At 71.3% G+C, this 26,179-nt stretch carries 23 protein-coding genes and 1 pseudogene; 7 read left to right on the forward strand and 17 right to left on the reverse strand.

What is annotated here, in order from left to right:
• Window positions 1-84 precede the first annotated feature (84 nt).
• Window positions 85-486 (reverse strand): hypothetical protein, encoded by a 402-nt coding sequence (locus tag AB0C20_RS22830; protein WP_357191416.1) that lies wholly within the window; start codon window positions 484-486, stop codon window positions 85-87.
• Window positions 487-631: 145 nt separating this feature from the next.
• Here AB0C20_RS22830 and AB0C20_RS22835 point away from each other — a divergent pair, with 145 nt between their 5' ends.
• Window positions 632-1,879, forward strand: coding sequence for a cytochrome P450 (locus AB0C20_RS22835; protein WP_357568692.1), 1,248 nt, complete (start codon window positions 632-634; stop codon window positions 1,877-1,879).
• A 73-nt stretch (window positions 1,880-1,952) separates the two neighbouring features.
• Entirely contained in the window at window positions 1,953-2,942 is a 990-nt protein-coding gene (locus AB0C20_RS22840) for a glycosyltransferase (protein ID WP_357568693.1), read from the forward strand.
• Between the two features lie 104 nt (window positions 2,943-3,046).
• On the opposite strand, the gene AB0C20_RS22845 is transcribed toward AB0C20_RS22840, so the two are convergent.
• Genes AB0C20_RS22845 through AB0C20_RS22855 form a run of 3 tightly spaced genes read right to left on the reverse strand, consistent with a single transcriptional unit; the run spans window position 3,047 to window position 5,008 of the window.
• On the reverse strand, window positions 3,047-3,664 hold the full coding sequence (locus AB0C20_RS22845) for a DUF3618 domain-containing protein (RefSeq protein ID WP_238685113.1): 618 nt from the start codon (window positions 3,662-3,664) through the stop codon (window positions 3,047-3,049).
• Complete coding sequence (locus AB0C20_RS22850) at window positions 3,661-4,128, reverse strand: phage holin family protein (RefSeq protein ID WP_238678469.1); 468 nt, start codon at window positions 4,126-4,128, stop codon at window positions 3,661-3,663. The genes AB0C20_RS22845 and AB0C20_RS22850 overlap by 4 nt, the downstream gene beginning before the upstream one ends.
• Before the next feature lie 31 nt (window positions 4,129-4,159).
• The gene (locus AB0C20_RS22855) at window positions 4,160-5,008 is read right to left on the reverse strand and encodes a hypothetical protein (protein ID WP_357191423.1); all 849 of its coding nucleotides are present in this window, start codon (window positions 5,006-5,008) and stop codon (window positions 4,160-4,162) included.
• 229 nt (window positions 5,009-5,237) lie between these two features.
• Here AB0C20_RS22855 and AB0C20_RS22860 point away from each other — a divergent pair, with 229 nt between their 5' ends.
• Window positions 5,238-5,729 carry a DUF4383 domain-containing protein gene (locus AB0C20_RS22860; RefSeq protein ID WP_357191424.1) on the forward strand — a complete coding sequence of 164 codons (492 nt, stop codon included), beginning with the start codon at window positions 5,238-5,240 and terminating at the stop codon, window positions 5,727-5,729.
• A gap of 66 nt (window positions 5,730-5,795) precedes the next feature.
• A complete protein-coding gene (locus AB0C20_RS22865) occupies window positions 5,796-6,455 on the forward strand; it encodes a DUF6766 family protein (protein WP_357191426.1) in 660 nt (219 codons plus the stop codon).
• Between the two features lie 31 nt (window positions 6,456-6,486).
• Here AB0C20_RS22865 and AB0C20_RS22870 read toward each other — a convergent pair whose 3' ends face one another.
• The 11 genes from AB0C20_RS22870 to AB0C20_RS22920 form a co-directional block, all read right to left on the reverse strand.
• Window positions 6,487-6,936 (reverse strand): GNAT family N-acetyltransferase, encoded by a 450-nt coding sequence (locus tag AB0C20_RS22870; protein ID WP_357191428.1) that lies wholly within the window; start codon window positions 6,934-6,936, stop codon window positions 6,487-6,489.
• 70 nt (window positions 6,937-7,006) lie between these two features.
• Entirely contained in the window at window positions 7,007-8,473 is a 1,467-nt protein-coding gene (gene obgE, locus AB0C20_RS22875; protein ID WP_238685118.1) for a GTPase ObgE, read from the reverse strand.
• Window positions 8,474-8,568: 95 nt separating this feature from the next.
• Entirely contained in the window at window positions 8,569-8,823 is a 255-nt protein-coding gene (gene rpmA, locus AB0C20_RS22880; RefSeq protein WP_357568694.1) for a 50S ribosomal protein L27, read from the reverse strand.
• An 11-nt stretch (window positions 8,824-8,834) separates the two neighbouring features.
• Complete coding sequence (gene rplU / locus AB0C20_RS22885) at window positions 8,835-9,149, reverse strand: 50S ribosomal protein L21 (RefSeq protein WP_007464063.1); 315 nt, start codon at window positions 9,147-9,149, stop codon at window positions 8,835-8,837.
• Window positions 9,150-9,315: 166 nt separating this feature from the next.
• Complete coding sequence (locus AB0C20_RS22890; RefSeq protein ID WP_357191431.1) at window positions 9,316-9,798, reverse strand: hypothetical protein; 483 nt, start codon at window positions 9,796-9,798, stop codon at window positions 9,316-9,318.
• Window positions 9,799-9,914: 116 nt separating this feature from the next.
• Complete coding sequence (locus AB0C20_RS22895; protein ID WP_357191433.1) at window positions 9,915-13,043, reverse strand: Rne/Rng family ribonuclease; 3,129 nt, start codon at window positions 13,041-13,043, stop codon at window positions 9,915-9,917.
• A gap of 131 nt (window positions 13,044-13,174) precedes the next feature.
• Complete coding sequence (locus AB0C20_RS22900) at window positions 13,175-13,987, reverse strand: TIGR03936 family radical SAM-associated protein (RefSeq protein WP_266304630.1); 813 nt, start codon at window positions 13,985-13,987, stop codon at window positions 13,175-13,177.
• Between the two features lie 155 nt (window positions 13,988-14,142).
• Window positions 14,143-15,567 carry a type VII secretion-associated serine protease mycosin gene (mycP, locus tag AB0C20_RS22905; RefSeq protein WP_357191436.1) on the reverse strand — a complete coding sequence of 475 codons (1,425 nt, stop codon included), beginning with the start codon at window positions 15,565-15,567 and terminating at the stop codon, window positions 14,143-14,145.
• Window positions 15,568-15,577: 10 nt separating this feature from the next.
• Window positions 15,578-17,065, reverse strand: coding sequence for a hypothetical protein (locus AB0C20_RS22910; RefSeq protein WP_357191438.1), 1,488 nt, complete (start codon window positions 17,063-17,065; stop codon window positions 15,578-15,580).
• A gap of 10 nt (window positions 17,066-17,075) precedes the next feature.
• Complete coding sequence (locus AB0C20_RS22915; RefSeq protein WP_210785324.1) at window positions 17,076-17,516, reverse strand: hypothetical protein; 441 nt, start codon at window positions 17,514-17,516, stop codon at window positions 17,076-17,078.
• Between the two features lie 261 nt (window positions 17,517-17,777).
• Complete coding sequence (locus AB0C20_RS22920; protein ID WP_357191440.1) at window positions 17,778-19,778, reverse strand: TIGR03960 family B12-binding radical SAM protein; 2,001 nt, start codon at window positions 19,776-19,778, stop codon at window positions 17,778-17,780.
• Window positions 19,779-19,885: 107 nt separating this feature from the next.
• Between AB0C20_RS22920 and AB0C20_RS22925 the strand changes: the two genes are divergently transcribed.
• Complete coding sequence (locus AB0C20_RS22925) at window positions 19,886-21,214, forward strand: hypothetical protein (protein WP_357568695.1); 1,329 nt, start codon at window positions 19,886-19,888, stop codon at window positions 21,212-21,214.
• 61 nt (window positions 21,215-21,275) lie between these two features.
• On the opposite strand, the gene AB0C20_RS22930 is transcribed toward AB0C20_RS22925, so the two are convergent.
• On the reverse strand, window positions 21,276-21,965 hold the full coding sequence (locus AB0C20_RS22930; RefSeq protein WP_357191444.1) for a lysophospholipid acyltransferase family protein: 690 nt from the start codon (window positions 21,963-21,965) through the stop codon (window positions 21,276-21,278).
• A 105-nt stretch (window positions 21,966-22,070) separates the two neighbouring features.
• Window positions 22,071-25,241, reverse strand: a complete 3,171-nt coding sequence (ileS, locus tag AB0C20_RS22935) for an isoleucine--tRNA ligase (protein WP_357568696.1) — start codon at window positions 25,239-25,241, stop codon at window positions 22,071-22,073.
• A gap of 385 nt (window positions 25,242-25,626) precedes the next feature.
• Here ileS and AB0C20_RS22940 point away from each other — a divergent pair, with 385 nt between their 5' ends.
• A complete protein-coding gene (locus tag AB0C20_RS22940; RefSeq protein WP_357191448.1) occupies window positions 25,627-26,067 on the forward strand; it encodes a carboxymuconolactone decarboxylase family protein in 441 nt (146 codons plus the stop codon).
• A 27-nt stretch (window positions 26,068-26,094) separates the two neighbouring features.
• Window positions 26,095-26,166 (forward strand): annotated as a pseudogene (locus tag AB0C20_RS22945) (MogA/MoaB family molybdenum cofactor biosynthesis protein); the annotation flags it as partial.
• Window positions 26,167-26,179: the final 13 nt, after the last annotated feature.

A 26,179-nucleotide genomic window follows, 5' to 3' on the forward strand; every position in this document is an offset into this window, starting at 1 on the left:
CCGGTGTCCCGACCACGGGCACCGGCACGGCCACGCTGGCGGGTCGGCCGACACACCCCCGGATCGGCCATCCAGGGCTGAGGGTCAACCATCGCCGGGAACATCGCCGTCGCCCCAGCCGAGGCCACCCGGGCCAGGGGCGTGGTGGAAGCCCGGATGGTCGGCCACGTCGACGCAGCGTTCGCCGTCCGGGCCGACCGCGCCGCAGAACAGCCGCTCGGCCCGCTGCCAGGCGTCCGCCGGTGACAGAGCCGCCGCACCGATTGCCACCTCCGAGCGGAGCAGGCTCAGCGCCTCCGCGTACGCCACGGCCAGCTCGCGGGCCTCAGCCGGGCCGGGCGCGGTGAAGCCCAGGTGCACTGTGAAGAACCGGTGCGGACGGGTGGGCCGCCTCGGCGGCCCGATCAGTGACCGCCCGTCGCGGCCTCCGCCGAGTGCCCCGGCCGCTCGCCGCTGCCGCCAGTGCGGCGATGTGTTGTCGCGCATCCGCCCTCCCCGTGCTCGTCCCACCAGCAGCAAACCAGGTTCCGCCGCCCCTGGGAGGGGCCAGCCGGGCGGGGTTCAGCGGCGTCGACGGGGGTATGCGCGCTGACAAACGGCGACCAGCCGCACCTGTGCGTGAGGAGACCCGATGGCGAGCATGCCGGCCGACCGCAGCCCGGACAGCACCCTCGCGCTGCTCCGCGCCGGTTACCGGTTCATCGGCGAGCGCTGCGAGCGGTACGGCAGCGACGTCTTCAAGACCCGGATCCTGCTGGCCCCGACCATCTGCCTGCGCGGCCGGCCGGCGGCGGAGCTGTTCTACGACACCGACCGCTTCCAACGCGCCACAGCGATGCCGCTGCGCGTGCAGCGAACCCTGACCGGGCGGCGCGGGGTGCTGGGGCTGGACGGGCCGGAGCACTCCGACCGCAAGGCCATGTTCATGTCGATCATGACACCGGCGGCGATCCAGCGGCTCGGTCGACTCTTCGACGACGAGTGGCGGACCCGGGCCGCCGCCTGGGAGGCCGCCGGCCCGGTGTCGCTCTACGACGAGCTGGGCCGAATGCTGACCCGGGTGATCTGCGCCTGGGCCGGGGTGCCGCTGCCCGCGTCGCAGGTCGAGCGCCGCACCGTCGAGCTGCACGCCATGATCGAGGCGCCGGCCGTGCTGGGACCCCGGCACTGGCGGGGACGGCTGGCCCGGTACCGCGCCGAACGCTGGCTCGCCGACCTCGTCGAGCGGACCCGGGTCGGTTTCGCTCGGGCGCCGGCCGGTAGCGCCCTGGCCGTGATCGCCGAACACCGGGACGGGCGCGGCAACCTCCTTCCCCGGCGGATCGCGGCGGTGGAGCTGCTCAACGTGCTGCGCCCGGTGGTCGCCGTCGACCAGTACATGACCTTCGCCGCGCTCGCCCTGCACGACCATCCGGCCTGGCGGGAACGGATCCGTGACGACGACGAGGCCACCGAGCACTTCGTCCAGGAGGTACGCCGCTACTACCCGTTCTTTCCGATGGCGGCGGCCCGGGTCCGGCGGTCCTTCGACTGGCAGGGCCACCACTTCCCGCGCGGCCGGCGGGTGCTGCTCGACCTCTACGGCACCAACCACCACCCGACACTCTGGCCGCAACCGGAGCTGTTTCGCCCGGAGCGGTTCGCGGGCCGCCGGGTGGACCCGTTCGAGCTGATCCCGCAGGGCGGCGGTGAGCACTGGGCCGGGCACCGCTGCGCCGGTGAGTGGATCACCATCGACCTGATGAAGCGGGCGGTCACCAACCTCGTCACCACCATGCGCTACGACGTTCCCGTCCAGAACCTGGCCCTGGATCTGCACCGGATGCCAGCACTGCCGCCCCTCGGGCTGACCCTCACCAACGTCCGCCACACCTCCTGAGCGGACGATGATCGTGCGTGGTCGAGGTGACGAAGCGACACGGCGGACCGAAGCCCCGCCGACCCGCCTACCGATGACGTACGTGCTACCGCTGCGTTGGCACACCGACACCGACACCGGCCTGGCCGAGCTGACCGACTACCTGCGCTGGCTCGGTGACCGGGTCGAGGTGCTCGTGGTCGACGGCTCACCTCCGACCCTCTTCGCCCGGCACGCCGAGGCGTGGCAAGGGTTGATCCGGCACCTTTCACCGGATCCGAGTGAGCGTGGGCTCAACGGCAAGGTGCTGGGCGTGCACACCGGCGTCCGCGCGGCCGGCCACGAGCACGTGGTGATCGCCGACGACGACGTCCGGTACGACGAGTCCGCGCTGAGCGCGGTAGACCGGCTGCTGGGCCGGGCCGACCTGGTGCGACCGCAGAACTACTTCGACCCGCTGCCCTGGCACGCCTGGTGGGACACCGGCCGCACGCTGCTCAACCGGGCGCTCGGGGCGGACTACCCGGGCACCCTTGCCGTGCGGCGCAGCACCTTCCTCGCGATGGGCGGCTACGACCCGGACGTGCTCTTCGAGAACCTGGAGCTGATCCGCACTGTGCGCGGGTACGGCGGCACCGAGGCCGCTCCGGCCTGGCTGTACGTCCGCCGGCTGCCTCCGGACGCCGCGCATTTCCGCGGTCAACGGGTCCGTCAGGCGTACGACGATCTGGCTCAGCCGGCGCGCCTGCTGACCGCGCTCGCGGTGCTGCCGGCGCTGGCGGCGGCGGTCGTGTCGCGCCGCCCCAGGCTGCTGCTCGGCGCGGTGGCCGGTGTCGTCGCCCTGGCCGAGACGGGTCGCCGCCGCGCCGGCGGCACCCGGGTGTTCCCGCCGGCCACAGCGCTGGCGGCCCCCCTCTGGCTGCTGGAACGCGGTGTGTGCGGCTGGCTGGCGGTCACCCAGCGTCTCCTGCTGGGCGGCGTCCGCTACGGCGACACCCGAATCCGCCGAGCCGCCAACCCCGCCCCGCGCAACCCACGCCTCCCCGCGATCTTGCACTTTCGGTCGGGACAAAACCGCCGGTAGCCCCACAGAACTCCGGCCGAAATCGCGAGATCGCGCTGAGCCGAACGCAACAGCTCGCGGGCACCCGAGGGTGACCGCGAGCTGTCGCGCTGGGTTGGGGTGGGTCAGGGAGTTGCGTGGTCCTTGACCTGGTGGGCGGCGGACTTCGTGTCGTCCTTGACCGCGTGCACGGCGTCCTGAGCGGTGGACTTCACCGAATCGGCGGCCTGCTGGGCCGGCTCGCGCAGCTCGCTGGCCACCTCGCCCAGCTTCTCCTTCACGGCCCCGCTGTGCTCGCTGACCTTGGCCTTCACCTGGGTGGCGGCCTGCTGCTCGCGGCGGGAGGCCGGGATCAGCGACGAGGCCAGCCAGCCGACCCCGAACGCGATCAGGCCGGCGGCGAGAGGGTTGCCCTGGGACTTCTGCCGGATCACCCGCGGCGCGCTGTGCGCGGCGTCGCTGACGGTGGTCGCCGCCGAGTGCGCGGCGTCGCTGACGCTGGAGGCCGCCGACGAGGCGCGGTCACCCACCGAGTGGGCGGCCTGGCCGGTGCCGTGGCCGAGGTCAGACGCGGTTCCCATGACCTTGTCCCTCACATTCTGCAGAGCGGAACGGGCCCGCTGCTTGCGGTCGTCGACGATGCGGCTGGGGCTGACCTTGTACGCCAGCGCGTCCACATCGGAGCTGAGGCTGTTACGGGTGGCTTCGATCTCCCGGCGGATCTGATCGGGATCGGTGCTCATCGGGTTACTCCCTCCGGGTGCGGCTTGAGCGCGTCGGGGATCCGCTGCACGCTGTCGTTGGTCTGCTTGAGCCCGCGTACGTGCTGGGCGTTCTTCTTGGCCATCGAGTAGAGGACCGCGGCGACCACGGCCCAGATCACGGCCACGATCAGCGCGGCCAGACCGGAGTCCATGACGTTGTCCAGGAACTGCCAGATGGCGATGGACACGAAGAGGGCCACCATGTAGCCGCCGAAGCCGGCACCGCCGAAGAGGCCCGCGGCCTTGCCGGCCTTCTTGCCCTCCTGCCGGATCTCGGCCTTGGCCAGCTCGACCTCCTGACGCATCAGCGTCGACAGGTCGGTGGTGACCTGACGCATCAGGTCACCCAGCGAGCTGCCCTTCACCTCCGACGCGGTGTGCGGGGCACCCGCGTCGGGGTGGTAACCGGAGTCCAGTCCGGACCCCTGCGTCGGCATGCTCATGCCGTCGCCTCCCTTCGGACGACTCGGCGGCTCACGGGCGAGGGCTGCTGCCGCTGGACGGCACGCCCGGCAGCGGGTCGGTCTGGGTCACCGGCGGCAGCGGCTGGCCGGTGCCGGAGTGCTCCGGGTAGTCGCCCCGGCCCGGCTCGGAGGAGCCGCCGGACGCCGGGTCGGCGTAGGTGCCGGGCGTCTGGTCGGTGTAGCCACCTGATGTCGGCGGGGTGTGCGTACCAGGGGTCGGGTCGAGGTAGCCGCCCGGCGGAACGGCGTCCGGCACCGCGCGGGGCGCCGGCGGCTGCGTCGGGATCACGGCGGTCTGCTCCGGGTCGTACGCCCCGGCGCCCCGGAAGGTCGAGGACCCGTTGCCGGAGTCGTCGCCGGCGGCCGAGATGCCACGGGTCAGCCGGCCGGCCAGCACACCGAGCACCGCCGCGCCGACCAGGAAGGTGCCCGGGTTACGCCGCGCGTAGTCGCGTACCTCGGTGATCAGGTCGCCGGGCTCGCGCTGCTCGAGCCAACCGGCGACACCCTGCACCCGGTCGGCGGCCTGGCGGGCCAACTCGGTCACCGGGCCGGCCTGGCCACCCTGCTCGGCCATCGAGCGCATCTCGTCGGCCAGCGAACGTAGCCCACCGGCGGCTCGGCGCTGCTGCTCACCGGTCTGGCTGGCGAGCTGGCTGCGGGCCTCGCCGTACAGGTTGCGGGCCTGCCGGGCCGCCTCACGGCCGACCTCGGTGCCCTGCTCCTTGGCGGTCTGGGCGACAGCGCCACCAGCCTGCGCGGCCTCCGACCCGACCTGGCGCGCCTGGTCGCGGACGCCACCGCCGTTTGTCGACTGCTGCCCGTACGTGGAAGACGTAGGTGAAAGATCGTAAGTCATGATTTCCCTTCCGCTCAGAAAGTCGTAGCGGTTGTGCTGGGGGGATGCGGCGCGTTGCCGCCGCCGCTGACCATTCACCTACCCTGCGTTCTGGCTTCCATACCTCTTCGTGCATTTATCTGCGCGGCCCACCGGTTGGTCTTCAAAATGGAGGATCGTCGGGCTGCGTCACGTCGCCGCTGCGGACAGTGAGGTTCGCGAGGCCGGTAGATCCACGGAGGGGGCAGCGATGGCACGAGGCGCACGGGGCGGCCGAGCGGCCGGTCCTCGACCCCGGGTCCAGCTGGCCGCGCTGGTGGTGGCCGGGGTCTTCCTGCTGATCGGCGTCCTCGGCTTCATTCCCGGCATCACCACCGACTACGGCGAGCTGCGGTTCGCCGGGCACCACTCGGAGGCCCACCTGCTCGGGCTGTTCCAGGTGTCGATCCTGCACAACGTGGTGCACCTGCTCTTCGGGCTGGTCGGCCTGGTGCTGGCCCGCAGCGTCGCCGGTGCCCGCGTCTTCCTGGCCGCCGGTGGCGCGATCTACCTCGCCCTCTGGCTCTACGGCCTGGCGATCGAGGCGGTCAACCCGGAGGGCGGGGCGAACATCCTGCCGGTCAACGACGCCGACAACTGGCTGCACCTCGCGCTCGGCTTCGGGATGCTCGCGCTCGGGCTGCTGCTGTCGAACCAGGCCGGCACCGGCGGACGCCTGGACAACCCCGCCGACCGGCACTGAACTGGACTTTTGTGGTTTCGCGGTCTCGCCGGCAGGGGTAATTCGGCCGGCGAAGGAGGTGCGACCATGCCTCGTTGGCTGCGTGACAACGCCCTGGCCGTCGCCATGCTGGGGGCGTTCCTGGTCTTCCTGGTGTTGCAGAGCGTCTTCGGCTGGCAGACCCACAACGAGGAGCTGACCGAGTACGGGGCCGCGCCGCTGAGCTGGCCGGCGTACCTGACCAGTGGGCACTTCGCCGAGGCGGTCTTCGAGAACTGGGAGTCGGAGTTCCTCCAGATGGGCGGGTACGTGCTGCTCACCGCGTACCTGGTGCAGCGGGGCTCGGCCGAGTCGAAACCGGTGGACCAGACTGACCGACCGGAGGACGACGAGCGCCGGGCGACCCCGCAGTCACCCTGGCCGGTACGCGTCGGCGGCCTGCCGCTGGTGATCTACCGGAACAGCCTCTCCCTCGCCCTGCTGCTGATCTTCGCCGGTTCGTTCGTCGGTCACCTGCTCGGTGGCACCGCCGCGTACAACCAGGAGCAGGCGCTCCAGAGCGGGGCGCCGCCGATCGGGGTGTGGGAGTTCCTCGGCACCAGTGACTTCTGGTTCCAGTCCATGCAGAACTGGCAGAGCGAGTTTCTCGCCGTCGGCGCGCTGATCCTGCTGAGCATCGTGCTGCGCCAGCACGCCTCGCCGGAGTCGAAGCCGGTGACCGTCGAGCACGCCAGCACCGGCGCCTGAAACCGGCGAGGCGGCAGCGGCCACGCGGCCGTCAGGCCGCGACCGGCAACCGCTTGGCGAAACAGACGCTGTACGGGTTGCCCACGTACTCGCCGTAGACCGGGATCTGCTGGTAGCCACACGCTGTGTACAAGGCGATAGCGGCCGGCAGGTAGGTGCCCGTCTCCAGACAGACCACCGAGTGCCCCTGCCGGAACGCGCACTCCTCCAGCGCGGCGAGCAACTGACGACCGATCCCACGCCCCCGGTACGCGGGCCGGACGTACATCCGCTTCACCTCGCCGGACTCGGCATCGAGCGCCTGGAGGCCCCCGCAGGCGACCGCCCGACCGTTCACCACCACCGCCAGGTAGCGGACGTCGTCATGGGGAACGAAGACCTGCCCGTCCAACCCACCATCGGCCTCGCGCAGCTCACGCTGCTGCGCGATGACCATGGCGGCGATCTCCGGATCGGTGGCAGGCCGGGACTCGATCAGCATCACCCCACGCTAGGACGCGTGGATTTCGGGGAGGTTTCCGGGAATCAACCCCACCACGGAGGGCAACGAACTACTCGGCGTCGTCCTCGTCGTCGATGTCGTCGTCGGACGCGTCCGCACCCAGATCGTCGGCCGAGCGCACCCGGCGAGCCTTCCGGGCGGCGAGCCGATCCGCTGCGGAAGCCCGGTTCGACTTCTCCTCCAGGCGGACGTCGGTGCCCCGGTTGCCGGGTTTGAAGTCCACACCGGCGAAGAGCGTCGGCTGCCAGTCGAACTCGCGCACACCGATCCGGACCAGATCACCGGGCTGCGCGCCGGCCTTGGCCAGCTTGTCCTCCACCCCGAGCCGGGCCAGCCGGTCAGCCAGGTAGCCGACCGCCTCGTCGTTGTCGAAGTTGGTCTGCTTGACCCAGCGCTCCGGCCGGACACCGCGCACCGTGAACGAGCCGTCCGCCTCGGCCGTGATGGTGAAACCGTCGTCGTCCACGGCGATCGGGCGGATGACGATCCGGGTCGGCTCGGCGGGCGGAGCGGCCTTACGCTCTGCGTCGACCAGATCGGCCATCGCGTAGGTCAGCTCCTTGAGCCCCTCCCGGGTGGCCGCGGAGACCTCGAACACCTGGTAACCGCGCTCCTCCAGGTCGGGGCGCACGATCTCGGCGAGGTCACGGCCGTCCGGCACGTCGATCTTGTTGATGGCGACCAGCCGTGGGCGGTCGGTCAGGCCGCCGTACTGGCTCAGCTCGGCCTCGATGGCGTCGATGTCGGCCACCGGGTCACGGCCGGGCTCCAGGGTCGCCGAGTCGATGACGTGCACCAGCACGGCGCAACGCTCGATGTGGCGCAGGAACTCCAGGCCCAGGCCCTTACCGGTGGCCGCGCCGGGGATCAGGCCCGGCACGTCCGCGACGGTGAAGGTGTGGTTGTCCATCCGGACCACGCCGAGGTTGGGCACCAGTGTGGTGAACGGGTAGTCGGCGATCTTCGGCTTCGCGGCGGAGATCACCGAGATCAGCGACGACTTGCCAGCGGACGGGAAGCCCACCAGGCCCACGTCGGCCACGCTCTTCAGCTCCAGCACGATGTCCAGTTGGTCGCCGGGCTCCCCCAGCTCGGCGAAGCCGGGCGCCTTGCGCTTGGCGTTGGCCAGCGAGGCGTTGCCCCGCCCGCCGCGCCCGCCGCGGGCGACCTCGAAGGTGGTGCCGGCACCGACCATGTCGGCCAGCACCGTGCCGTCGGAGGTCTGCACCACTGTGCCGTTGGGCACCTTCAGCACCAGGTTGTGGCCGTTGGCCCCGTCCCGGTTCGAGCCGGCGCCGCCCTTGCCGTTGTCGGCCTTGACGTGCGGGTGGAAGTGGAAGTCGAGCAGCGTGGTCACCTGCGGGTCGACCACCAGGGACACGCTGCCCCCGTGCCCACCGTTGCCGCCGTCCGGCCCACCGAAGGGCTTGAACTTCTCGCGGTGGATCGAGGCACAACCGTGCCCGCCATCGCCGGCCTGCAGATGCAGAACGACCCGGTCAACGAACGTTGCCACGGCGTCAATCCTTCCAGCGAGGTCCAACCTCGCACTTCGCTAAAAAGGCTAAGCGGGCCGGGACCCGGAGGTCCGCGGCCCGCTTAGCCCGAGAACTACTGCTGCGGAACGATGCTGACGGTCTTGCGACCGCGCTTGGTGCCGAACAGGACCGCACCGGCGGACAGCGCGAACAGCGTGTCGTCGCCGCCACGGCCGACCAGGTCACCGGGGTGGAACTTGGTGCCACGCTGCCGGATGATGATCTCACCGGCGCTGACGACCTGACCACCGAAGCGCTTCAGGCCGAGTCGCTGGGCCGCGGAGTCACGACCGTTACGCGAGCTGGACGCACCCTTTTTGTGAGCCATTGGAGGACGACCTACTTCCCGCTGGAGATGCCGGTCACCTTGACCTGGGTCAACGGCTGACGGTGACCCTGGCGCTTGTGGTAGCCAGTCTTGTTCTTGAACTTGTGGATCCGGATCTTCGGGCCCTTGGTGTGCGCGGCGATTTCGCCGGACACCGCGACCTCGGCAAGCTTCGCCGCGTCGGTCACCAGGTCGTCACCGTCGACGAGGAGCACCGCGGTGAGCTTCACCGCGTCACCGGGGGCACCGGTGAGCTTCTCGACCTCGATCACGTCGCCCTCGGCGACCTTGTACTGCTTGCCGCCGGTCTTGACGATCGCGTACATCGGAGGCGGACTCCCTGTCGTTGAGGCTGCTGGCGGTCGTTCCCGCAGCGGCTCGCCGGGTAGCAGTGCACGGCGGCGCGGGCACACGGGAACTCGGCACACCAAAGGTGGGCCGCAGGCAAGAGTACGCCATCGCGAGCCCGGACCCCAAACCGGCCCGCCCTGGTCAGCGCGCGCAGAGCTGGTCGAGGCGTTGCTGGAGCCGGTCGAGTTCGGTCTCGTCGATCGACTCTACGTCGGCACCGAGAGCGGAAACCTCGGTGCCGAGGTCGGTGAGCAGCGTCTTGAGCTGCGGATCGTCAGTCCGCTCCGACTGCTCCCGCAGTACGGTCCGCCAGTTCGCCAACGCCGCCTCGGCCCGTACCCGGGCGGCCTCGGCCGTACGGCTGTCCCCGGCGCCCACCGCCGCGAGCATCCGACCCAGCTCCCCCACGTACGTCCGGACGGCAGTCGTGCTGGCCTCCTGCGCGGCGGCGCAGACCTGGGTGGCGTTACCACCCGCCACACCACCGCTGGCCGGCATGCCGGTCGGGCCGGGAGGGGTGCCAGCGGCCGCCGAGCCAGCGCCCTCGGCGGTCCCACCGGTGGAGCAGCCGGCCGCGACGGAGAGCATGGTGAGCAGCGCGGTGAGCGCGAGCAGACGGCGCATCTTCTTCTCCTGACTCGGGACGACCGATCGACGACCGGGTGGCCACAACGACGAGGTCCCTCCCCCGTCACTTTGCCGGGAGAGGGACCTCGTCAAACACGTGGCCGGTCAGGCGCTCAGGGGCGGGTCCGCCGACGTGCGCCACCGCGACGCGACCGGCGACGGCCGCCACCGCCCTCGGTGGTCTCCTCGTCGCCCTCACCGTCAGCGAGCGCGTCCGGGTCGTCCGCCGCGGCCAGGCGGGCCGACTCGCCCTGCTGAGCGTCGGAGATCGCCGGTGCGGCGGCGGTGTCCGACTCGTAGCGGGACAGGTCGTAGCCCATGGTGTCCTGGTAGTCGGCGTCCGGCTCGGCCGTGGTGTCGGTGTCGACCACCTCGACAGCGGTCCGCTCGGCCGCGGCCGGGGCGTTCTTGCGTGCCCTGCGACGGGACGAGGTGGCACCCTGCTCGGCCGCCGGAGCGGGAGCGGGAGCCACCGCCGAGGCGACAGCCTTGACCTTCTCCCCCGCACCGGCCGGACGCGGCTTCTCCGGCACCGGCTCGGTGTGCATGATGACGCCCCGACCCTTGCAGCACTCGCAGGTCTCGCTGAACGCCTCCAGCAGGCCCGCGCCGATCCGCTTACGGGTCATCTGCACCAGGCCGAGCGACGTGATCTCGGTGACCTGGTGCTTGGTGCGGTCCCGGCCCAGGCACTCGGTGAGCCGGCGCAGCACCAGCTCACGGTTCGACTCCAGCACCATGTCGATGAAGTCGATCACCACGATGCCGCCGATGTCCCGCAGCCGGAGCTGACGGACGATCTCCTCCGCAGCCTCCAGGTTGTTGCGGGTGACCGTCTCCTCCAGGTTGCCCCCGGAGCCGGTGTACTTGCCGGTGTTGACGTCGACGACAGTCATCGCCTCGGTGCGGTCGATCACCAGCGAGCCGCCGGAGGGCAGGAAGACCTTGCGGTCCAGGCCCTTGATGATCTGCTCGTCGATCCGGTACTCGGCGAAGACGTCACTCGTGCCGACGTGCCGGCGCACCCGGTCGACAAGGTCCGGGGAGACGTGCGACAGGTACGACTCGACGATGTCGTACGACTGCTCGCCCTCGATCACCAGCTCGCGGAAGTCCTCGTTGAACAGGTCCCGGACAACCCGGATGACCAGGTCGGGCTCCCCGTAGAGCAGCGCCGGAGCGCCACCCTCGGCGGCCTTGGCCTGGATGTCCTCCCACTGCGCCTGGAGCCGCTTGACGTCGCGGGCCAGCTCGTCCTCGGTGGCGCCCTCGGCTGCCGTCCGGACGATCACGCCCGCACCGTCCGGGACCAGCTTCTTGAGCACGTCCCGCAGCCGCTTGCGCTCGTTGTCCGGCAGCTTGCGGCTGATCCCCGAGGCGTTGCCGTTGGGTACGTAGACCAGGTGCCGGCCCGAGAGCGCGATGTGGCTGGTCAGCCGTGCGCCCTTGTGCCCGATCGGGTCCTTGGTGACCTGGACCAGCACCGAGTCGCCGGAGCGCAGCGCCTGCTCGATCGAGCGGGCCCGCCCCTCCAGCCCGGAGGTGTCCCAGTTGACCTCACCGGCGTACAGCACGGCGTTGCGGCCCCGACCGACGTCGACGAACGCGGCCTCCATGCTCGGCAGCACGTTCTGCACCTTGCCGAGGTACACGTTGCCGGCCATCGTCCCGGAGGAGTTGCGAGTGACGTAGTGCTCGACCAGCACACCGTCCTCCAGGACGGCGATCTGGGTGCGGTCACCGCGCTGGCGGACCGCCATCACCCGGTCGACGGCCTCCCGGCGCGCCAGGAACTCCGACTCGCTGAGGATCGGCGGGCGGGTACGGCGCTGCTCCCGACCGTCCCGGCGGCGCTGGCGCTTGGCCTCCAGCCGGGTCGAGCCGGACACACCCTGCACCTCGTCGACGGTCCGGCGCGGCTCGCGGATCTTCACCACTGTCGGCACACCGTCGTCCGCCGCGCCCTCGGTGTCACCGGCGCCCCGACGACGACGGCGACGACGACGACGGGTCAGACCGTCCCCGCCCTCGGACTCCTCGTCCTCGTCGGCCTCGGCCTCTGCCTCGGCGGTCTCTTCCTCGTCGGCCTGCGCCGCCTCCTCGGACTCCTCGTCCTCGGCGTCGTCGGCCCCGCCCTTGCCCCGGCCCCGGCCCCGGCGACCACGCCGGCGGCGGCGGCGCGCGGCGGCGCTGTCCTCGTCGTCCTCATCCGCCTCGGCGGCCTCGTCGGCCTCCTCGGTCGGCTCCTCTTCGGCCTCGATGGCCTCGATCGGCTCCACCGGCTCGACCTCGCGGCGGCCACGCCGACGGCGGCGGGACGGCTCGGCGGCCTCCTCGACGGCCGGCTCCTCGGCCGCCGCGGCGGGCTCCACCGGTCGGGTCACCGGCACGGCGTCCGGCTGGGGTGCCATGAACAGCACTGTGGGCGCGGAGAGCGCGGCGCGCCGACGACGGGTACGCGGCTGCTCCGGCTCGATCTCGGCCGGCTCGTTCGGCTCATCCGTCACACCGGAGACGGCCACACCCGGTGGCACCTCGCCGGAGCGGTCCTGCGCACCACTGCTCCAGGCCAGCTCTGCGGCGGACGTGCTCGGGAGGGCCGGGGAGTCGTTCAACTCGGCCTCGGCCTCGCGCAGGTCGGACTCCGCCGGCTCCTCAGCGACGTCCGGCTCCTCGACGACCGGCTCCTCGACCGCAAGCGGCTCGTCGGCGGCGGCCGGCTGCTCGGCGGCGGGCGGCTCCTCGACGGCCGCCGGCGTGGCCTTCTTTCGCCGGGTACGGGTCACCTTGACCGGCGGCACCACCTCGGCCGAGGCCGCCTCCGCGGAGGCGGCGACCAGCGGCTCCTCGGCGGTCGTCTCGACGGGGGTGGCCTTGCGGCGGCGCCGGGGGGTCTTCGGTGCGACGTCCAGGTCACCGGAGACCGGGGCGAAGACCTCCGCCTGCGGCGACTCGACGTTGCCGGCACCACCGGTGGGCGCCTCGATCGGGGCGTCGGTCTGCTCCGGCTGGTTGAGCGGGGCGGCCCGACGACGGGTCGCCCGGGTGCGCCGCACCGGGGCGGCCGGTTCGGTGGCCTCAGCAGGAGCGCTCTCCGCGCCAGCCGGTTCCACCGAGGCCGAACCGACAGCCGTGGTGGAGGTCTCGACGGCGGCGCCGTCGGCCGTGGTGCTCTGGTCGGCGGTGTCACCGGCCGGCTGTGAACCGGTCCGTTCGCCGCCCTCGGGCTCGTTCTCGAGCATGGACGTTCTCCAGTTCTGGCTAGCCCGGGCGCGGGTGAGCGCTGCCACGCAGGGTCGCCGCAAAAGTGTTTCCGCCGGGCGCGCGTGGTGCGCGACCGCCGAAGTCTGCCTGCCAGAACACCGACCGTCGGTCAGTGCCCAACGATGGCTGCCCCGTCGCGGTCCGCATCCAACGGATCCACGATCGCACCCTGCGCGGTCAACGTGCCCTGAGCCAGCCGTGTCACCCTCGGCGAAACCGGCGGCTCCAGGTCGGCCACCACGCGGAGGCCGGAAAGGACGTCATCGGGCCGTACGGACGGGGTGACCTGCCGCACGACCAGTTCGAGTATCGCACACGGTACGGCCGGCGCCCCGGAAGGCGTCGGCGTAGGCAGTTGGACATCGATCGATATCACGGCGGCTCGGGCGTCGAAAGTACGTCGGCCCTGCTTGGTCATCCGCTCGACCAGCACCTCCTCGGCCGCGACGAAGGCGTCCACCGCGGCGCGCAGCACCGCGGTGTCAACCTCAGGCAACTCGATGTGCCAGTGCGACGCCTCGATCCGGTCCGGCAGGTTGCCCCCTTCGGCGATCACGGCGTCCAGGACGTCCAGCCCCGGCGAGAGCGCGGCGTCCAACGCGGCGCGCAACGCCTCCGGGTCGACGGTCGCCTGGAGGGCGATTTCCAGGTACTCCGCCTCGCTCGCCACCCCGGTCGGGGCGGCGCTGGCGTAGGAGATCTTCGGGTGCGGGTGAAAACCCTGGGAGAAGGCGACCGGCACGGCGGCCCGGCGTAGCGCGCGCTCGAACGCCCGGGCGAAGTCCCGGTGCGAGGTGAACCGCAGCGGCCCGCGCTTGGCGTAGCGGATGCGGACGCGCTGGACGACCGGCGCCTGGCCGCCCTCGGGTTGAGGCTTTCTGGCGATCGTGGGCTCCTCGGGTGTACCTGCGTGTCCGCCCATCCTGGCGCAGGGCTCGTGACGGTACGCAGCCGGGGCGGCCGAACCGCCGGACAGACGGACACAAACCAGCCGCCAGGGTCGCGACCACCCGGCACGAAGGCCAACGGCCGGCCGGCGACGCGGAGGTCACCAGCCGGCCACCATGATCGGACCGGTTACGGCTCCCTCGGCGGCGCGGGCGGCGACCCGCCCGGCGCCTGGCCGTAGCCGGGGGGCGGGGTGTAGCCGGAGGGAGGGGCGTAACCCGAAGGAGGGGCGTAATCGGAAGGCGGGGCATACCCGGTATGAGGGGCGTGACCGGGTGGGGGCGGGTAGCCCGGCGGTGGGGCGTAACTCGCGTCAGGCGGCGGGTACGCGCCCTGGGCCGCCCGGTCGAGCACCTCGTCCGGGATGTCGGCGGCCCGGGCCGCCTCCCGCCGGTACCGACGGCGGTTCCAGATGAGGAAGACCACCAGACCCAGCAACAACACCAGCACCACGGCGATGCCGATGCCGATCACCATGACCTGCTGGTCGGTGGGGCCACCGCGATCGCCGTGCTGGGTGACGTCGAAGTCCTCGTCCGCGCCCTCGGCACGGGCCGGGCCCGGGTCGGTCGCCGCCGCGGCCGGGTCGAGCAGCGGGTTGGCGGTAACCGGTGGCACGTTGGCCGTCAGCGCCTTGATCGGGTCGATCACCCCGAAGCCGTACTGCGGATCTCGCCCGGACGGGCCCGCGTCCCGCGCGGTCCGGATGATCCGGTTGATCACGCTCGGAGCGTTGAGGTCCGGATACTTGGAGCGGATCAACGCGGCCAGAGCGGCGACGATCGCACCGGAGTCGGAGGTGCCGTCACCCCAGCCGTAGCCCCCCTCGTTGGTGACGTTGTACACGCTGTCGCCAGGAGCGGCGACCACCGCCTCCGGCCCCTGGACGGAGCCGGACCAGAACGCGCCGCCCTTGGTCGTCCCGGTCACCGCGATCACACCAGGGGTGTTGGCGGGCTTGCCCACGGCGGTATGGCCCTTGGCGGTGTTACCCGCAGAGGCAACCAGGACGACGTCATGGTCCAACGCGTACTGGATTGCGTTCTTCTGCACGGGATTGGCGAGGCCGGGGCCACCAATGGACATGTTGATCACTTTGGCCCCGCCGTCGACGGCCATCCGAATGCCCTTGGCAACCCCGGCGTCCGTGTAGGAGCCGTCGTCCTTGCGCATCTTGATGGGCAGGATCTTCACACCGGGGGCGATGCCGACCACCCCGTCGCTGCTCGGTTTCGCCGCGATGATGCCGGCCATGTGCGTGCCGTGCCCGTCGTCGTCAGACCGGCCGTCTCCGGAGGCGCCGTAGCTGCGACCACCGGGAAGCACCTGACCGCGCAGGTCCGGGTGGCTGGCCTCGACGCCACTGTCGATCACTGCCACGACCACGCCCCGCCCGGTCGAGATCTTGTGCACCTGCTCGATCCGGAGCTCATCCAGATACCACTGCTCGGCCCGTCGGGGCGCGGCTGCCGCCGGCTGAGCGGCCCCCACCACCAGGAAACCCGCCAGCAGACAGGCGACTACCGGCCGGAGGCCTCCGACGTTCACCCTCATCCGTCCATCCTCATCGAAGGACACCCGGGGACGCCCCGTCACCAGGGCCCCACGGATCGTCATCCTCAGTCAACCACGACGAGTGCTCAGAGCCGGTGCCGCCACCCTGCCCGGCGCCACCCGCGCCGCCCATCATGCCGCCGCCCATCATTCCGGCACCGCCGACGCCTGCGCCACGCGCGCCGCCCGCCATCCCGGCGCCGCCGGCGGCCTGGGCCGTGCGCAACGCGTTCGCCGCGCTCGTCATCGGCGGCAGCTTTCCGTTGCCGCCACCCACCATGCCGGGGATGCCGCCCACGCCGATCCCGGCACCGCCGCCCAGGCCACCGCCGGCACCGCCGCCGATCCCGCCGGCCGAGCCGACGCCGGCACCGCCTCCGAAACCACCGCCGGCGCCACCGAGACCGGCGCTGCCGACCCCGCCGCCGCCGATGCCGCCGCCCAGGCCACCGACCCCGCCCGGGGTAGCGCCAGCCAGACCGCTGCTGTAGCCAGCGTCGCCGTCCGCGTAGCCCGGCAAGCTGGAGCCGGTCGACGGGGGCGTGAGCTGACCCGTGCCGCCGGTGGGCGAGCCATCGCCGAGCCCACCGGGCTTGGTTGGGGAGAACGGGTCGACGCTGGACGTCGGACCGCCCGTGTCACCGATGCCCGGCGGCCTGCTGCCGATCGTGGGGCCGCCACCACCGATGTCGGGCTTCCCGCCGAAGTCGCCACCACCGATGTCGGGTCGCCCTGTTGGCGGAACCCGGGGGTCGCGACGGATATCGTCCACTCCGTCCATTTTATCTGGGCTGTTGACAGTGAGCTTGGGGCGCTCCGTGTAGACCGCCTGGGGCAGCGGCGCCATCGCGGTGTTCGCCGCGTTCTGATTGTCCCGGTACCAGTTGTCCAGGTGGGCTCCGGTGTCCCACCAGCCGCCCCGCTTCTGGTCACCGGCCTGACCGTCGACCTTCATCGTCGCTTCCAGGTCGTCGGCCTTGTCACGGAACGCGCCGTCGGCGTACGAGCCGGGGTTGTTCTGGTAGTCCTTGCGCAGCGCGGCGAGGAACCCCGACGAGCTCTCGCCGTCGCGGGCATCGTCGAGCTCGGTGCCGTTGGGCAGGCTCCACTCGTTGAAGCCGAAGTCGTCCATCAGTGGGATCGGGATCGTGGAGACCGACTTGCGGATGTCGCCCTCGATCCGCGTCAACGCGCCACTGACGTTCGTCGCGTCGGTGATGAGATCCTCGATCTGCTTGCCGATCTTGCCCAGGTGCTCGCGGTACGCATCGCCACCGCTGCCCTGCCAACCGGCGAGCATCCCGGGCAGACCGCCGACGTGGGGGCGCTCCTGGCCTGTCGCGATCGGACCGACGAACGATCGACCGACGAGCGCGTCCCGCAGTTGTTGCAGGCCGCTCGAGAGGTTGCTCCAGCCCGCTCCGACCGATCCGACAGTTTCCGGGTCCGCGGAGAGCGTCACCTCGCGGACGCACCGCTCCCAGGTTCCTCCAGCCATGACGTCCCCCTCAGGCCGTGTACGGGTAGGTGGGTGCGCCGCTGGCAGTGGGCGGCGGCGCCGCCGACTCCAGCAGCCGCTCGATCTCCTTGCCGTTGGCGCCGTTACGCGCCTCGGTGTCGCGGAACGCCTTGGCGATCTCCTCGGTGCCCTCCTTCAGCGCGGCGAGCTTCTGGGAGAGCGTCGTGAGGTGCGCTTCCATGTTCGCCGTGGACACCTCCAGGGCCCGCCACTGCATGCGGGCGTCCTCGTACGCGCCGAAGGGAGTGCCGTTCGGGACGGTCTGGGCGTTGTTGCTGTCGCCCTTCATCCGCTCCTTGATGCGTTCCATCTCGTACTTGATGGTGTCGTCGATGTACTGCCTGAGCCGCTCGACGTACGTGGCGGCGGCGTCCAGGTCCTCGACGCTGACTTGCAGATCGCCGATGCTCGGCGGCGGGATGCTGCCCATGCGTTTCCTCCCCCGTCCCCGACCCGCCGGGTCGGTCCATGTCAGACGCAGCGTATCGAGTCTGACCTAGTCGAGGCAGCCCCAGCCACCAGCACGTGGTACAGATGGCTGCCGATCTCGCGGAAGTTTCGGCGTGGGGCACCGCGCGGGCCGAGCCCGAACAACGCCAACGGGCCCGCGAGACGCGGACCCGTTGGGCGACATGTCGGGTGTGGAGGGTGGTGGGTCACCGCCAGCCGGCGCTGCCCGAAGGCAGCGCGGTCAGGGGTGCGAGTGCGAGTGGCCCGACGGGACCTTCATGCCGTTGCCGCCCAGCGGGGTGAGCGGCAGCAGCTTCTTGCCGGTGGGGCCGATCTGGATCTCGGTGTCCATCGATGGGCAGACGCCGCAGTCGAAGCAGGGCGTCCACCGGCAGTCGTCCTGCTCGAACTCGCTGAACGAATCCTGCCAGTCCTGCCAGAGCCAGTCCTTGTCGAGGCCCGAGTCGAGGTGGTCCCAGGGCAGGACCTCCAGCTCGTCGCGCTGACGGGTGGTGTACCAGTCGAGGTCCACCCCGAACGCGGGCAGCGTCTCGGCCGCGGCCTCCACCCAGCGCTGGTACGAGAAGTGCTCGCTCCACCCGTCGAACCGGCCGCCGTTCTCCCAGACCTTGCGGATGACCGAGCCGACCCGGCGGTCACCCCGGGAGAGCAGCCCTTCGATGAGCGACGGCTCGCCGTCGTGGTAGCGGTAGCCGATGGCCCGGCCCAGCGAGCGGTCCGCGTTGATGGCCTGCTTGAGGATCTTGAGCCGGTGGTCGATGACCTCCGGACGGTCCATCGCTGCCCACTGGAACGGGGTGTGCGGCTTCGGCACGAACCCGCCGATGGAAACCGTGCAGCGGATGTCCTTGGAGCCGGTCGCGGCCCGGCCGGCCCTGATCACCTCGTGGGCCATCTCGGCGATCTCGAGGACGTCCTCGTCGGTCTCGGTGGGCAGGCCGCACATGAAGTAGAGCTTCACCTGCCGCCACCCGTTGGTGTACGCGGTGACGACCGTACGGATCAGGTCTTCCTTCGACACCATCTTGTTGATGACCTTGCGGATCCGCTCCGACCCGCCCTCCGGGGCGAAGGTCAGGCCGGTACGCCGCCCGTTGCGGGACAGCTCCTGCGCGAGGTCGATGTTGAAGGCGTCCACCCGGGTCGAGGGCAGCGACAGCGAGACGTTGGTGCCCTCGTACTGCTGGGCGAGGCCCGAGCACATGTCGCCGATCTCGGAGTGGTCCGCCGAGGAGAGCGACAGCAGGCCGACCTCGTTGAAGCCGGAGAACTCCAGGCCCTCGCGGACCATCTGCGCGACGGTGGTGATCGACCGCTCCCGCACCGGGCGGGTGATCATCCCGGCCTGGCAGAACCGGCAACCCCGGGTGCAGCCCCGGAAGATCTCCACCGCGTACCGCTCGTGCACCGTCTCGGCCAGCGGAACGAGGGGCTTCTTCGGGTACGGCCAGGCGTCCAGGTCCATCGTCGTGCGCTTGTGCACCCGGAACGGCACGTCCGCCCGGTTCGGTACGACCCGCTGGATCCGGCCGTCCGGCAGGTAGTCGACGTCGTAGAAGCGCGGCACGTAGACGCTCTCGGTGCGGGCCAGCCGCAGCAGCAGCTCGTCGCGGCCGCCCGGGGAGCCCTCGGCCTTCCACTCCCGGACGATCGCGGTGATCTCCAGGACCGCCTCCTCGCCGTCGCCGAGCACCGCGGCGTCGATGAAGTCGGCGATCGGCTCCGGGTTGAACGCGGCGTGCCCGCCGGCCACGATCACCGGGTCGGCGTCGGTGCGGTCGGCGGCCAGCATCGGGATGCCGGCCAGGTCGATCGCGGTGAGCATGTTGGTGTAACCCAGCTCGGTGGAGAAGGAGATGCCGAACACGTCGAACCCGCGCACCGCCCGGTGCGCGTCGACGGTGAACTGCGGCACGCCGTGCGTGCGCATCAGCGTCTCCAGATCCGGCCAGACCGCGTACGTCCGCTCGGCGAGGGTGTCGGGCAGCTCGTTGAGCACCTCGTAGAGGATCTGCACGCCCTGGTTGGGCAGGCCCACCTCGTAGGCGTCGGGATACATCAACGCCCAGCGCACGGTGGCCGAGTCCCAGTCCTTCGTCACCGCACCCAACTCGCCCCCGACGTACTGGATGGGCTTGGAGATCTGGGGTAGCAGCGGCTCGAGCTGGGACCACACGGAGTTGGTCGCGGCCGCGCGCGGCGTCGTGGACGGGGCACTCATGATGCCCAAGGGTACGCGTTGGTTCGGCGGCGATCGCGCGCACGCCCGATCGGCGGTGGTGGCGGCGCGGTATTAACCTCGGTTCGGCGCGAGAGGAGATTGCCGCGATGCCGGAGCCCCAGCCGGGAGCACGGCCGGCCGACGGGAGCACCCCGGGCGCGGAGCCGGAGCGGGACCGGGCGGTCGCCGACGAGCCGACCTCCCCACCCGTACCCCCGGACCAGCCGGACCCCTCGGACCAGCCCGAACCCTCGGACCAGCCCGAACCCTCGGACCACCCGGACCAGTCCGAACCCTCGGACCAGCCGGAAGCCCCGGACCAGCCGGAAGCCCCGGACCAGCCGGAGCCTGCCGCGACCGCGGAGGTCCCGGCGCCCAGGTGGAGTGGTTCGGCCCCGGTGCCGCCTCCGCTGCCCCGCCGACCCGCCTGGGGCGAGTCGGCCGAGCCGACCCCTCCCCCGCCGGTGACCGTCGGGCCGCCGGAGCACCAGACCCCGGTCGACCCGTGGGCCGGCGTGGACACCGGCGGCTGGGACCTGCCCTCCGCCGAACTGCCCCCGCTGCCGCCCACGCTGTCGTATCCGACGCCGCCGGACACCCGGCAGTGGTCCGGGCCGCCCGCTCCCCCGGCCCCATCGCGGGACACCCGGCAGTGGTCCGGGCCGCCCGCTCCCCCGGCCGGGTCGCACCCGGTGCCGCCGCCGGCCGCCCCGAGCGCACCCCGGGCCATCGGACCCATGGTGCCGGCCCGGCCGATGTCGCCACCCGCACCACCGAAGGCGCCGAAGGTGCCGAAGCAGCGCCGGGGTCGGCGATCCACGGCGCCACCGCCGACGCCGCCCGGTTGGCAGGCCCCCAAGGGGTACGTGCCGCCGCCGGCCCGCCGACGACGCCGCTGGCCGTGGCTGCTGCTGCTCACCCTGGCCTGCTGCTGTGGCTGCCCCGCCTACTACGGGTTCCCGATCTCGGCCCAGTACCCGGCGCGCGCGGCCCTGCCCGTCCAGGTGGACGACCTCAGCCTGCGCCAGGACAGCCGCAGCACCGAGGCCGCCCAGAAGTTGGAGAACGAGGTACGCAAAGAGCACTGGCTGGCCGAGGAGACGTTCGCCGGTGTCTACGCCACGACGAGCGGCAAGCGGGTGACCGTCTTCGGCGGCACCGGCTTCCGGCTGAGCCCGGAGTCGGACGCGGAGGCCGAGATCAGCCGGCTCACCGACCGGTACGCGTTGGGTGCCCCGGAGAGCGTGGACACCGGTGTGCGGGGCAGGCACGAACGGTGCGCGGTGGGTAGCGCCGACGGCAGTGCCGTGGTGGTCTGCACATCGGTCGACCACGGCAGCATCGCCACCGGCGTGTTCACTCGACTCTCCGTCGCCGACAGCGCCGATCTGTTGGGCACCCTGCGCGCCCAGATCGTCCAACCCGAGCGGAATTGAGCCACATCCAGGCTGGCCGGGGTGCGCGCAGCTGCTGACGGGCAGGGTGCGCCAGTCGGGGTCAGGCGTCGCGGGTCGGGTCCGGGTGGGCGCGCGGCGGGGCGTAGCGGGGCACGTACTCCTGGCCGGTGAGCTTCTGGATCTCACTCATCAGCTCGTCGGTCATCTGCCGCAGCGAGGTGCGGTCGTCCGGTCGGCCGGTGAAGTCCAGCGGCTTGCCGAATCGAACCGTGATCTTGGCAGTGCCCGGCCGGGGCACCCGGGCACCGATCGGCTGCGCCTTGTCCGTGCCGATCATGCCGACCGGGATGATCGGCACGCCGGCCGAGATCGCCAGCCGGGCCGCGCCGGTGCGCCCCCGGTAGAGCTTGCCGTCCGGCGAGCGGGTGCCCTCCGGGTAGACCACCACCAGGTCACCGCCCTTGAGCGCCGGGATCGCCGCGTCGAACGCGGACAGAGCCGCCCGGCCGCCGGCCCGCTCGACCGGGATCGCACCCAGGCCGGTGAGGACGAACTTGGAGATCGCGCCCTTCACGCCGGCGCCCTTGAAATACTCCGACTTGGCCCAGAACGCCAGGTGCCGGGGCACGACAGTGCCGAGGAACAACTCGTCCGCCACCGAGAGGTGGTTGCCGGCGAAGACAGCGCCACCGGTCTCCGGCACGTGTTCCAGCCCCTCCACGGTCGGGCGGAACGCCAACCGCAGCGTGGGCGCCACGGTGAGCTTGCCGATGGTGTAGAGCAGGGGCACTGGTCCTCCGGCAGATCAGGTGCGAACAGGCGGTGTCACGGTAGCGGACGCCTCCACACCTCCCGGACGGAGGTGGTGAGGCGCCCGCACCCTGGCGATGGTCCGTTATACCCGGCGGACGACCACAGTTACCCGCTCACCATCGCCGACCTCGCCAGCGAAGCCCTCCAGGCCCTCAACGGCGGAGCCGCCCGAGCCCTCAACGAAGTCCACCGAGTCGGCCAGCACCTCCGCGGAGACGAAGTCGACGTACGCGGACACCGCCGCGCGTACCTCGTCGGACGCCGACACCGACACCACGATCCGGTCGGAGACGTCCAGGTCGGCGTCCCGGCGGGCCTGCTGCACCACCCGCACCACGTCGCGGGCCAGCCCCTCGGCTGCCAACTCCGCTGTGACGTCGGTGTCCAGCACCACCACGCCCTCACCGCCGGGCAGCGGCGCGGAGTGCTCGGCGTCGGCGGCGACCAGGCGCAACTCGTACTCGCCCTCGGCGAGGGTGACGCCGGCGGCCACCGGGGCGCCGTCGACCAGCTCCCACTCGCCCGCCTTGACCGCCTTGATCACCTGCTGCACCTGCTTGCCGACCCGCGGGCCGAGCGCCCGGGGCACCACCGTCAACACCTGCTCGCAGTACGCGGACAGCTCCGCGCTGAACTCCACGGTCTTCACGTTGACCTCGTCGGCGACCAGGTCGGCGAACGGCCGCAACTGCTCCGCGGCCGGCGAGGCCACTGTCAGCGTCGACAGCGGCAGTCGCACCCGCAGCCCCTTGGCCTTGCGCAGCGACAGCGCCGCCGAGGCGACCGCCCGCACGTTGTCCATCGCGGCGACCAGGTCGTGGTCGGCCGGGAACTCGCTCGCCTCGGGCCAGTCGGTCAGGTGCACCGAACGCTCCCCGGTCAGGCCACGCCAGATCTCCTCCGCGGTCAGCGGCGCGAGGGGCGCCACCACCCGGCAGAGGGTCTCCAGCACCGTCGACAGGGTGTCGAAGGCGTTGGCGTCACCGGACCAGAACCGGTCCCGGGACCGGCGCACGTACCAGTTGGTCAACGCGTCCAGGTAGGACCGGACGGTGGCGCAGGCACCGGAGATGTCGTACGCGTCCATCTGCGCGCCGACAGTGGACACCAGCTCGTTCGTCTTCGCCAGCACGTACCTGTCGAGCAGGTGGGTGGAATCGGTACGTCGCCGGGCCTGATACCCGTCGGCGTTGGCGTAGAGCGTGAAGAAATACCACACGTTCCACAGCGGCAGCAGCACCTGCCGGACGGCGTCGCGGATGCCCGCCTCGGTGACCGCCATGTCCCCACCGCGCAGCACCGGCGAGGACATCAGCATCCAGCGCATCGCGTCCGAGCCGTACGCGTCGAAGACGTGGTAGACGTCGGGGTAATTGCGCAGGCTCTTGGACATCTTGCGACCGTCCGAGCCGAGCAGGATGCCGTGGCTCAGGCAGTTGCGGAACGCCGGCCTGTCGAACAGCGCGGTGGCCAGCACGTGCATCGTGTAGAACCAGCCGCGGGTCTGCCCGATGTACTCGACGATGAAGTCACCCGGGTAGTGGTGCTCGAACCAGTCGGCGTTCTCGAACGGGTAGTGCACCTGGGCGAACGGCATCGACCCGGACTCGAACCAGCAGTCCAACACCTCCGGCACCCGGCGCATCATCGACTGGCCGGTCGGGTCGTCCGGGTTGGGGCGGACCAGGTCGTCCACCGCCGGCCGGTGCAGGTCGGTCAGGCGTACGCCGAAGTCCCGCTCGATGTCGGCCAGCGAGCCGTAGACGTCCAGGCGCGGGTAGTTCGGGTCGTCGGACTTCCACGCCGGGATCGGCGAGCCCCAGAAGCGGTTCCGACTGATCGACCAGTCCCGGGCGTTGGCCAGCCACTTGCCGAACGAGCCGTCCTTGATGTGGCCGGGCGTCCAGTTGATCTCCTGGTTCAGCTCGACCATCCGGTCCCGGAACTGCGTCACCGCGACGAACCACGACGACACCGCCTTGTAGACCAGCGGGGTGTCGCAACGCCAGCAGTGCGGGTACGAGTGGGTGTAGGTGTCCTGCTTGAGCACCACCCCCCGGTCCTTCAGCTCCCGGATCACCGGCTTGTTGACGTCGAAGACCTGTTCACCCTGGTACGGCGGGACCAGCGCGGTGAACCGGGTGTGGTCGTCCACGGTGACGATGGTCGGGATGCCGGCGGCGTTGCAGACGTTCTGGTCGTCCTCACCGAAGGCCGGGGCCAGGTGCACGATCCCGGTGCCGTCCTCGGTGGTGACGAACTCCGCGCCGAGCACCTGGTAGGCGTTCTCCCCGGCCTGCTCGACGAGGAAGTCGAACAGCGGCGTGTAGCGACGTCCGGCCAGGTCCCGGCCGAACACGGTGCCGACCTGCTCGTAGCCCTCCAACTCCTTGGCGTACGCGGCCAGCCGCGCCGCCCCCACCAGGTAGCGGTCGCCGTCACGTTCGAGCACCGCGTACTCGATGTCGGGCCCGACGGCGAGCGCCAGGTTCGACGGCAGGGTCCACGGCGTGGTGGTCCAGACGCCCAGCTTGACCGGCCCGCGCACCAGCTCCGGCGCGGACTCGTCGGCGGTCAGCTCGAACCACACCGACAGGGTGGGGTCGTGCCGGTCCCGGTAGACGTCGTCCATCCGGGTCTCGGTGTTCGACAGCGGCGTCTCACAGCGCCAGCAGTACGCCAGCACCCGGAAGCCCTCGTAGATCAGACCCTTGTCGTGCAGGGTCTTGAAGGCCCACATGACGCTTTCCATGTAGTCCAGGTCGAGGGTCTTGTAGTCGTTGGTGAAGTCGACCCAGCGGGCCTGCCGGTTGATGTAGCGCTCCCAGTCCTGGGTGAACTCCAGCACCGAGGTACGGCAGGCCTCGTTGAACCGGTCCACACCCAGGTCGATGATCTCCGCCTTGCTGGTGATGCCGAGCTGCTTCTCGGCCACCACCTCGGCGGGCAGGCCGTGGCAGTCCCAGCCGAAGCGCCGCTCGACGTGCCGCCCGCGCATGGTCTGGTAGCGCGGCACCACGTCCTTCACGTAGCCGGTGAAGAGGTGACCGTAGTGCGGCAGGCCGTTGGCGAACGGCGGGCCGTCGTAGAAGACGTACTCGTTCTTGCCGTCCGTGCCGGCGGGGCGGGCCTCGATGCTGGCCTCGAAGGTCTTGTCGGCCGTCCAGTGCTCCAGCACCCGGCGCTCGACCGCGGGCAGGTCCGGGCTCGCCGGGACACCGGCGGCGGTCGGGTCGTGCAACGGATAGGCCATCGGGGGTCGCTCTCCTCATGCAGCTCACTCAACGTGGGTCTGCGAGGACGAACCTTCCGGGGTACGCCTGGAACGGCGCTCCCGGGTGGCCCGCGGTACCACCCCGCTTGGCGGTCAGGATCGACCGCCCGCTCATTGTCGGCTGTGACGGGCCGCACCCGCCCGGTTCTACTGGGCCGGTTGCCCGACTGTTCTTCCGGAGGCTCACCGGTGATGGCCGGGTCATCGCCTTACGGGGTCCAACGATACAAGACCCACCCACCGCCACGCCTTCGAGCCGCCCACCCCGGCCGCCTCGGCGGCATGAGCGGGATCACAGCTCCGGTTGTCACGACCCGGCCCGGCCCATCCGTCGTACCGGCGTCGGACCGATCAGGAGGTAGTCGTGCAAAGAATGAACCCGGCCGAGGTCGCACCGCAGGCGTACAAGGCCGTCATGGGGTTGGAGAAGTACGTCCAGACGAACGTCGACCGCACAGTGCTGGAGCTGGTGAAGCTGCGGGCGTCGATGATCAACGGGTGCGCGTACTGCGTGGACATGCACAGCCGGGACGCGCTCGCCGACGGCGAGTCGAGCCGGCGGCTGTTCGCTGTCGCCACCTGGCGGGAGGCGCCCTTCTTCGACGAGCGGGAGCGGGCCGCGCTGGCCCTCACCGACGCGGTCACCCGGCTCGGCGAGCACGGGGTGCCGGACGAGGTGTGGGATGACGCCGCGAAGGTCTGGTCGGAGAAGGAACTGGCCGACCTCGTCGTCGCGATTGCGACAATCAACGTGTGGAACCGAATCGGTGTGACGATGCGGCTGGAGCCTCCGGCCCAGGCGTGACCACCGAGGCGGCAGCGGAGGCGGCCACGGGATGGCCTGGCCGTTCTCGGGCCGATCCTCGGCCACACCGTCGACCAGCTCCGCGGCGGGGACCACTGACCGCTTCGCGGCT

It is taken from the genome of Micromonospora sp. NPDC048843 (assembly GCF_040649965.1).
Classification (GTDB): domain Bacteria; phylum Actinomycetota; class Actinomycetes; order Mycobacteriales; family Micromonosporaceae; genus Micromonospora; species Micromonospora hortensis.